The sequence below is a fragment of the Oscillatoria sp. HE19RPO genome (assembly GCF_024220515.1).
Classification (GTDB): Bacteria; Cyanobacteriota; Cyanobacteriia; order Cyanobacteriales; family Laspinemataceae; genus Laspinema.
In genome coordinates, this window is record NZ_JAMXOT010000314.1 from 1 (window position 1) to 10,471 (window position 10,471).

Genomic DNA, 10,471 nt, shown 5'->3' on the forward strand with positions numbered 1-10,471 from the left:
CCAAAAAATAAAACCTTCAAAAAACCCGCAGGCTCAAGCCTGGGGCTACACGGACAAAGCCCGCCTGCGCGGGCTAAAAGAGCCTTGTTAGGTGCGATCGCATCAAAGCAAGGATGATTTATTTGTTGGAATCCCCTTATTGATTCACAAATTGTTGTATTTAAGCTCTTAAGCTATAATAGGTGAGAATTTATTCACTTCCCGAATTGGAGAGCAGCGAGGAGGAACTCAGCTTTGAGGGGGTGGATATTTCACCGGAGCATTTGAGAGTTGTCCAGGTTATATAAGTTCCGATATTTCTCACCTAAAAGTAAAAATGATGGGGTCTTGGGTTGTTCGGGAAGTTCAAAATGGGCGAGAGAGGATTGCAATCCCTTTCACTTTTCTTTTTTTTTGCCGTGCCTAGGGGGAAAAGGGTTTTACAAAAGTATGTTTTTTACGCTTAACTGCACCTGATGGTCCCCTCCCCTTGCCAAGGGGCTAATCTTGTAGGGGTTTTGAAGCCGCCTACGAAAAATCGTTATTTTATGTAGGGGCGCAATGCTTGCGCCCAAAGTTAGGGACTGTTTTCCAAAGCTAGGGACTGTTTTCCAAAGCTAGAGGGCGCAAGCATTGCGCCCCTACAAAACCCCTACAAGATTAGGCCAAGGGGAGGGGACTGGAGGTAAAAAAACTACTTTTGTAAGGGAGAAAAGGTCACTGGAACGTGAGGGTTTCATCCGACTTTTTGACGGTGACAAGCTTCGGCGATCATGGTGCGAATTTCGGTGCAGAGGCGCTCGAAACTTAAGCCTTGTTTTTGGAGGATGGTTTGGACTGAGCCTTTGAGTTGTAGATACTCTTGGGGCGTGATATCTTTGGCAGTCATGACGACGACGGGAATCGATCGCCAGTGAGGATATTGTTTTAAAGCATTTAAAAACTCAAATCCATCCATTTCTGGCATCATTAAATCGAGTAAAATTAAATCCGGGGGATGAGCGGCGATCGCCTCTAAACCGCGACGACCATTTTCGGCCACAAAGGTTTTCCAGCCGTGGTTCTCCAGGACCCGATGCAGCAGATCCCGAGTCGCAGGATCATCCTCCACAATCAAAATCGATTCTACCGAATTTTGGTCTGAGGAGGATTCTGATTGGCGTTGCTGATACTTATGCAACAGTGCAATCAAGCGATGGCGATCGATCGGTTTAGTCATGTAATCCGAAGCGCCTAGAGCCATCCCCATTGGCTTATTATCCATCATTGTGAGAACAATGGTGGGGATATCGGCGAGTTCTGGGTCTGCTTTGAGGGCGCACAGAACGGACCAGCCATCTTGATGCGGCATCATCACATCGAGGGTAATGGCATCGGGGTGCAGTTCTTTGGCGAGTTCTAATCCTCTATCCCCCGAGGAGGCGACTGCTACCCCCCAGCCTTCTTTGGTCAAAAACCGCTGCATCAGTTCATGAACCGTCGGGTCATCATCAATCACCAAAACTGTTTTTCCCGTATCTGGGAGTGCCTCTAAGTCTGCCTTGGAGGAGTCCTGTTCTAGGGTGGGGAGGGTTTTTACTTGTGCCGGAAGGAGCATGGTGAAGGTAGACCCTTCTCCTTCGCGACTGGTGACAGTAATATCACCCCCCATCATCTCACAGAATCGCTTGGCGATCGCCAACCCCAGACCCGTCCCGCCATACTTGCGCGTCGTGGAGGCATCCGCTTGAGTAAACGCCTCAAATAACCGATTGATTTGCTCCGGTGTCATCCCAATTCCTGTATCCTTGATTTTAAAGCAAATCCAATCGGATTCAGCGTGAGGAACTCCTGGGGTTAAATAGGCAGATTCGGGTGGTTGTGCGAGAACTGCACAGAGGACTTCATGGGCAGACTCTTGGGGTTGGGGGTTAGGGAGACGGGTAACTTCCAGGGAAATTGTGCCATTTTCTGTAAATTTAGCCGCATTGGAGAGCAGGTTAAATAAATTCTGTCTAACTTTGGTTAAATCAGCCCACATTGAGCCGAGTTCCGGCGCAAATCGGACCGCCATCTGATTGGTATTTTTTTCGATTAGGGGTTCGATGGTACTGACCACTTCCTGGAGGGTGGATTCAATGTCGAAGGGTTCTAAGTACAGTTCCATGCGACCTGCTTCAATTTTAGACAGGTCGAGGATATCGTTGATAATCCCGAGTAAATGCTTTCCGGCACCGTGAATTTTTTGAAGATCCAAGCTTAGGTCTTCTTGGCCCATGTCTTCGGCATCTTCTTGTAACATTTCACTGTAACCGAGGATGGCATTGAGCGGGGTTCGGAGTTCATGACTCATGTTGGCTAAAAATTGACTTTTAGCGCGGTTGGCAGCGATCGCCGCATCTTTTTTCTCTTCAATGGTTTGATTCGCCAGTTGGAAGAGGCGAGAATGTGCGACTAAGAGGATATGCAAATCTAAAAATCGCACTTGTCCATCGGGGAAGTTCAGGGCGATCGGTTCGTAAGCTTGGTGGGGGTCACGGGCTAGGGCAATATCAACCGCTTCGTGAATTTTACAGGATGCCGGGAGATGAAGGGGCGGGGAATAGATGCCCGATTGGGTTTCCACCGCTTGGATCGTACTCCACAGGACGGACATGGGACGTTTGAGATAAATTTCTAATCCGTAGGGACGACTCAGCCATTCAAAAAATTTCCGACGGGAAATGATGCCGAGGGGTTGTTCCTCGGAGATAATCATCACGCCGGGTAACTCCGGATGAGCTTGAAAGGCTTGGCTGACAACCTGTCCGAGGGTGGAGGCGGGGACTTGAAAATCATGGGACGGTAAATCCGCCAAGGTGGAATCCAGGGTTAGCTGGTCTTGTTCTGGATAAAGCACGATCGCAGTCCTCCCTATACTGACCCAGAGAATACTAACCCCGGGTAAAAACCCGCACCCTCAAGGGTGGGGCCATACGAACGAAGCCCGCCTGCACGGACTAAAGTCAAAGGTCTGTAAAAACCCGCAGGCTGAAGCCTGGGGCTATACGAACGAAGCCCGCCTGCGCGGGCTAAAGAGTACAATAGGTTTCTGACAACCGGATTTAGGATGAATCGAGTCACTGGAGGCTGTCCCTTGCTAAGATTAGCCAGGGTAAGGGTTATACGCCCATTTTCTTTTCCTAACCCGAACTCGGTGTAAAACCCGATCATCCTTCCCTCCTTCAACTGGGTACTTTTCAAAACAATGCCTGAACTCGTGATTGGTTTTGAGTAGTTTGGTTACTCCATGAGGTTGGCCGGAAATTGAAAGCGGTAAGGCAGGCGGACCGTAAAAGTCGATCCGGATCCGAGTTCGCTGGAAACTGAGATTTCCCCTCCTATCATTTCACAGAATCGCTGAGTGATCGCCAATCCCAAGCCGGTTCCTCCATACTTACGGGTGGTACTGGGGTCAGCCTGAGTAAAGGCATTAAAAATCTGCTCCATCTGCTCTGATGTCATCCCAATTCCGGTATCACTCACCTGAAATTCAATCCAGTCCGGGGGAGGATTGGGGGGAAATACGCGATCGGGAAAGAGTCTCACTTCTAAGGTGATTGTCCCATTTTCCGTAAATTTAGCGGCGTTGCTTAATAAGTTTAATAGCACTTGCCGAACTTTGCTTAAATCGGAATACATTTGGCCCAGATCGGGGGGAGTGTTAACCTGGAGCTGATTCCCGTTTTTCTGTACTAAGGGGTAAATGGTCGCCACTGCTGCCTCGATCGCCTGGTTTACCTCAAAGGTTTCTAGGTAAATATCCATTTTACCGGCTTCAATTTTGGAGAGGTCGAGAATATCATTAATTAGGCTCAAGAGATGCTTTCCGGCAAACTGAATTTTTTTCAAGTCGGGAATAAAATCGGGGATGCCGACTTCTTCGGCTTCTTCTTCGAGGATTTCACTGTAGCCAACGATCGCATTCAGGGGAGTTCGCAGTTCATGGCTCATGTTAGCCAAAAACATACTTTTGGCTTCGTTGGCGGCTTCGGCAGCTTCTTTGGCCTCGTATAGCATGATTTCCGCCTGTTTGCGACTGGTAATGTCTCGGACAATTACGATGGTTTGGTTTTCCAGGAGGGGAAGCAGTCGCGCTTCAAAGTATTGGAGGCGATCGTTCATGGGTAAGGCATATTCTCGATAAACTAAATCGCGATTGGCTTTAACTTCATTCAGCGCTTCTATAAAGGTTTGACTGACATTGGAGGGTAGGACTTCAGTAATTTTACGTCCTAGAAATTCTTCCGGAGGCCGGTAAAGGTCTGAGACTTTTCCAGCTTGATAATTTAAAATTATGGCCTGGTTATCGAGTTTAAAGTATAAATCTGGAAGGGCTTTAAAAATGGCTTGGAGTTCGGAAGTGGTATGGTATAATTTTTCTTCATACTGTTTGCGTTCGGTGATATCCCGGGTGATGGAGACGACACAGGGAACCCCTTCTAGAACGATGGATTCAGCACAGAATAAGCCGACTCGAATTTCCCTGGCTTTCATTCTAAAGTGAATTTCACGATCGATGACTCGACCACAGGTTTGTAATTCCTGAATACAGGTTTTTTGTTCCGCTTCATAGACCCAAATATTCAGATCCGTTGAGTTTTTGCCGATGACTTCAGCCCACTCAAAGCCGGACATTTCTAAGAAGCGATCGTTCACTTCAATATAACGCCCTTCCTCCAGGGTGGTAATGGCGATCGCATCAGGAGAAGCGCGAAAGGCTTTAGAAAACTTTTCCTGAGAGACTCGCAGGGCCTCTCGGGCCCGTCGGCGATCGGTAATATCCGTTTGGGACCCGGCAAACCGATAGGGATTGCCATCGGCATCCCGAACTGCCATCCCCCGAACTAGCATCCAAAGGTAAGACCCATTTTTATGCAAGATCCGATATTCTGTTTGTAAGTGAGGACTACGGCCTTTTAAGTGGGCTTGAATATCGGCTTCGACTCGTTCCAAGTCATCAGGGTGAATGCGGCTGAACCATTCATCGGGATTGGACCCGATTTCGTGGGGGTGAGCACCGATCGCCGACTTCCACCGGGGAGAAAAATAGATTTCTTGGGCGTTCAAATCCCAGTCCCAGATGCCATCATTGGCCCCGGCAACGGCGATCGCATAGCGTTCCTGACTCTTTTGGAGGGCTGAGGTGGCCCGTTCCACCGCCAACTCCATTTCCCAAGGTTTTCTGACCCAAATAAAAGTAGATAATCCACAGGAGAAGGCTAAAAAACCGCCTAGGGAGTATAACCAGCCAATGGGTCTACTTACGGGCCATCCCTCTAAGGGGATGGCGGCCATTTGCCAGGATCCATTGGGTAAGGAAACATCAAGGAGAACCGGGTTACGATTAAACAGGTCTGGATCTCCGAAAAATACAGCCCCTTGGGACCCCAAGCCATCTTGTCCGCGAATGGCGTACTGGACGGGAATGGGAGTATGGAAGCGATATTGAGGGAGGGTGGGTTTGCGTCCTGGAGGAGTGGCGATCGCCTTGGTTGTCGGCAGGAGTTTGGCATCGGTAAAGAGCACCTCCGGGTCAATGATAATCGCCACCAGCCCCCAGTATTCCCCCTCCCCGGGACTATTCGGGGAAGATAGAAAAATGGGAGTGCGACTAATTAATGCCGTACCCCCCTGCACTAACGGTGTCGGACCCGCCACGAGGGTCCTTTTACTCTCGATACTTTGCCGGACAATGTTTTGAGAGGTGTAATATTCCAGGAGATTGAGACCCAAGGCGTTTTCATGACCCTCAAACGGATAAAGATGACTGATAATATTATCTTTAGCCAACTGAATATTCAAAATCCCGGTTTGCTCAGAGACCATGACTTGAGCAAGGCGCTCAAATTGTTGAGGGGTAACATTGGGATGGTTGGAAACGTAGGCAACCAGACCCCGCGTAATAAACAGTCGGGAGTTTAAGGCGCTTTCGAGTTTAGCTCGCTTGGTACTGAGTTGGAGCAAGACGTCCGTGCGAATTTGCTGACGGTTGCGTTCGACTTCCGACTTCGCCAGGGCCCACACTCCGGCTATAACTAGGCCAGCCGAACAGACAGCAGCAATGTAAGGTGACAATCGCGATCGCATCACACTCTCATATTTATTCAATTACCCACAAGTCAGCCATTGATAGTTCACCGAACGCCAGACCTGATGGATCTGAGGCCCCTACAACTGAGCCAGGGATTGGACTCTTCTGCCTATTCTTAGCCCCTCTAGATCTGGAGATTGTAGATTTTGGCATTTTTCAAACACAAAAAATGGGGGGTTTGAAAATTTTTCTTTTATTAGCTTATCCTATTTTACCCAACGGATTGTAGAGAGTTGAGGGAAATAATCTCACAGGGATGCTATAAAAAATTATAGCCGTTTCATATTGTATTTAAAGCTACTATTTAAAAGCGGAGGCAATCCCACGAAATGCCTCCGCACTCACCCAGTTTTGTCCCTAAATCAGCAAATCCTGACGCGGCTTAAACGTTTCAATCTGACGCAATTTTTCGTAGAGTTCTCGTTCCTGGTCCGTGACCTGTTTGGGGACAGCAATCACAATTTCTACGAGTTGGTCACCCCGGTTGCCATCGCCGGTGGGATAGCCCTTATTGGCAAGGCGCAACCGTTTACCCGGTCCAACCCCTGGGGGGAGCGTCATTTTCACCAACCCATCGAGGGTCGGCACTTCCACCGCCCCACCCAGGACCGCCTCACAGGGGGAAATGGGCAGAACACAGTAGATATCCGTCCCTTGCACCTTAAAAAACCCGTGGGGGGCCACCGTAATTTTTAAATACAAATCCCCCCCATTCATGCCTTGACCCCGGAGGCGAATCCGCTGACCCGTGACCATTCCCGTTGGCATCGTCACTTCCAGCGATCGCCCATCTTCCAGGCGAATCCGTTCCCGACCCCCGGTATAGGCTTTTTCCAGGGGTAAAGTCAGACGCGCTTCCACATCCCGGGGGTTAGGACGCGCCGGAATCGTATAGGCCGTTTTGCTGCTGCGGGGTTGAAAGGCATCGCGATCGCTGGCCGTAGCCGTGGTCCCTACCCCCACCCCAGCAGTCCGGGTTTCCCGACGTCCCAGGAGTTCATCTACAAAGCTGTCAAAATTGGCATATTCCGAGAAATTACTCGAACTGCGAGGTTCCCGGGACGACCCTGCCGCAAACGGATTGCTGCGACTGTTCCAGCTTGGGGGTCGCACCGCTGCGCGACCTTTAAATCCTTTCTTGCCCAAAAACCGACTAAATTCGTCGTATTGCGCCCGCTTGTTCGGGTCCGAAAGGACCTCATAAGCTTCAGAGAGGTCCTTAAATTTTTCCTCAGCGACTTTATTGCCCGGATTCAGGTCCGGGTGATATTGCCTTGCCAGTCGCCGGTAGGCTTTTTTAATCGACTCCGTAGAGGATTCTTTCGTCAATCCGAGAATTTCGTAATAATTGCGCCAGTTCTGCATATCCGCGATTTTAGACGTTAGATTTTGGATTGTGATCAATTAAATGGACGGACGACCTTGGAGTTATGGAGGGGACTGCGGTTGGGTTGCCGCTGCCACGGCGCGAGGGGACCCTACCGAACCCCCCTTCCCCTCACCAAAGCGCGATCGCAATCCAAAATCGTTCGCGCACGCTTGATTTTACAACCACTCTTCATCATCGTCATCCCAATCTTCATCCTGGTAGGGATTATTGTAACGGTTTGGGCTACTCGTCCCCGGGACCGAGGACCGTCCCCGACGTCGGGTTCCGCGACTGTCTCCGGGATAAAAATCTCGCGGTTGAGATCCGCGACTGTCTCCGGGATAATAGTCTCGCGGTTGGGAGGCGCGACTGTCTCCAGAATACAGGTCTCGGGATTGGGTTCCGCGACTGTCTCCGGGATAATAGTCTCGCGGTTGGGGTCCGCGACTGTCTCCGGGATAGATTTCTCGGGGTTGCCGATAGGCCGTCTCGAAGAAATCATCTCTCACCGAGTCTCGTTCCGGTCGGTCTTCGGTAAATGCACGACGGATTGATCCAAAGATACTCTCTTCCTCTTCCGTCTCTTGAGTGCGCCGATAGATTTCCCGGTTGAGTTCGTAGACTGCATCTTGAAGGTCAGACTGGGCTAAGTCGATTCCCCGTTCGTCCCCCCGTTCTAAACTCTGGCGCAGATCTCGGATAGCGGTTTCAATCCGTCCGCGATGGGGGGCCACAAATTGGATGCCATAATCCAAGGTCGCCTCTCGCAGTTGCCGTTCTGCTTGATAGGCTAGGGCCTCGACTCGGTTGCGTTTTTCGATTCGTTCCCGGCGTTCGCGATCGACTTGGGCATATTCATCGGCCTCCTGAATCATCCGCATCACTTCCGATTCGCTGAGGGTAGATGCCCCCTGAATCACCACACTCTGCTCTCGCCCGGTCATTCGGTCTAAGGCAGTCACCTGCAAAATTCCATTAGCATCCACATCAAAGGATACTTGAATTTGGGGAACTCCCCGAGGTGCGGGTGGAATTCCGGTCAATTTAAACCGTCCCAAGGATTTATTGTCCGCAACCATTTCCCGTTCTCCCTGGACAATATGAATTTCTACGACGGTTTGATTATTCTCCGAGGTAGAAAAGATATCCGAACGTCGCACCGGAATGGTGGTGTTACGGGGAATTAATTTTTTCATCACCCCACCGATGGTTTCGAGTCCCACAGACAGGGGAGTGACGTCTAATAGCAGGACATCGCGGATTTCTCCGGCGAGAATTCCGGCTTGGATGGCGGCACCGACGGCGACGACTTCATCGGGGTTGACGTTTTGATTGGGTTCGCGATCGATTAAGCTGCGGACCAGTTCTTTGACTAGGGGAATCCGGGTGGAACCGCCGACGAGGACGACTTCATCGATTTGGGCGGGGGTCATTCCTGCGTCGGTGAATGCCCGCTTGAGGGGAATGCGAAGTCGTCGAATTAGGTCGCCGCAGAGGGCTTCAAATTGCGATCGCGTCAGTTTGGTTTCTAGGTGTTTGGGTCCTTCTGCCGTGGCGGTGATAAAGGGCAGGTTAACATCGGTGACTTGCACTCCGGAGAGTTCGATTTTGGCTTTTTCCGCTGCTTCAATCAACCGCTGCAAACTTTGGCGATCGCGTCGCAAGTCTACATCTTCTGTGGTCAGGAATTGCTCCGCCAGCCAGTCTACAATTTTCTTATCGAAATCATTGCCCCCAAGCTGCGTATCCCCAGCGGTAGACTTCACCTCAAACACCCCATCCCCCACTTCCAGGATGGAAACGTCAAAGGTTCCTCCCCCCAGGTCAAAGACGAGAAGGGTTTTATAATCTAGCTGGTCAAAGCCATAAGCCAATGAGGCGGCTGTGGGTTCATTGATGATCCGCTTGACATCTATCCCGGCAATCCGTCCCGCGTTGCGGGTAGCCTGTCTTTGGGCATCGTTAAAATAAGCCGGAACCGTAATCACTGCGCCGGTTACGGGTTCTCCCAGATAGCGGGTGGCTTCATCTACCAGTTTCCGCAAAATCATCGCCGAGACCTCTTCGGCAGAGAAGTCTTTTTTCAGCCGAGGACATTTGATTTTGATGTTGTCCTCTTCATCGCGCCGGATGGTGTAAGGAACTCGCTTGGAGTCCGAGGAAAGTTCCCCATAGCGGCGGCCCATAAACCGCTTGATGGCATAAAAGGTATTTTGGGGATTGAGCACCGCTTGCCGTCGGGCCATCTGCCCGACTAGCTGTTCCCCTTCTTTGCTAAAACCGACCACGGAGGGAGTTGTCCGCGTTCCTTCTGCATTGGCAATCACCACCGGCTTGCCTCCCTCCATTACTGCGACCACTGAGTTTGTTGTCCCCAGGTCAATGCCGACTACTTTGCCCATGCTGTTGTCTCCACCTCTCGTGTTTTACTGCTTGGATTAACAATTAAACTGATTTTGGGTTGGTTGGCTCGTTGGAACTTTATTACAAGAAGCGATCGCCACCAATAGTGGCGACATAACAGTTAATCCTAAGTTGCAATACTCAGGATATTGCTTTCTGACTTTATTCTATCTTGCGTCCGCACTGTAGCGGTTTTGGCCTCAGTCAGTGCAACTCTTCGGCTGGGTGGCTGGGAAAACCCCACCAGGACTTACGCAATCTGTAACATGAACCCCTAAATGTAGAGGCGATTCGCGAATCGCCTCTACATTTAGGGTTGGTCCTCAAAATCTAGCCCGGTCAAGGTGTCTTTGTAGGGGCGATTCGAGAATCGCCTCTACAGGAAATAACGATTTGGGGTCATTAAATTGCTCTTATGGACAGGCGATCGCTCTCGCGCGGCTACAGAAAATAACGATTTGGGGTCATTAAGGGTATTCCAACAAATAAATCATCCTTGCTTTGATGCGATCGCACCTAACAAGGCTCTTTTAGCCCGCGCAGGCGGGCTTTGTCCGTGTAGCCCCACCCTTCAGGGTGCGGGTTTTTTGAAGGTTTTATTTTTTGGA

Annotated in this window: 4 protein-coding genes; all 4 read right to left on the minus strand. The window is 50.3% G+C overall.

The window, feature by feature from the left end:
* Positions 1-715: 715 nt before the first annotated feature.
* The 4 genes from NG833_RS24685 to dnaK all read right to left on the minus strand — a co-directional run bounded on the left by NG833_RS24685 (position 716) and on the right by dnaK (position 9,862).
* Entirely contained in the window at positions 716-2,857 is a 2,142-nt protein-coding gene (locus tag NG833_RS24685) for a response regulator (RefSeq protein WP_254567928.1), read from the minus strand.
* Positions 2,858-3,240: 383 nt separating this feature from the next.
* On the minus strand, positions 3,241-6,108 hold the full coding sequence (locus NG833_RS24690) for a PAS domain S-box protein (RefSeq protein WP_254567929.1): 2,868 nt from the start codon (positions 6,106-6,108) through the stop codon (positions 3,241-3,243).
* Between the two features lie 340 nt (positions 6,109-6,448).
* A complete protein-coding gene (locus NG833_RS24695; RefSeq protein ID WP_254567930.1) occupies positions 6,449-7,456 on the minus strand; it encodes a DnaJ C-terminal domain-containing protein in 1,008 nt (335 codons plus the stop codon).
* Between the two features lie 180 nt (positions 7,457-7,636).
* Positions 7,637-9,862: a molecular chaperone DnaK gene (gene dnaK, locus NG833_RS24700; protein WP_254567931.1), complete on the minus strand. Its 2,226-nt coding sequence runs from the start codon at positions 9,860-9,862 to the stop codon at positions 7,637-7,639.
* Between the last annotated feature and the right edge of the window lie 609 nt (positions 9,863-10,471).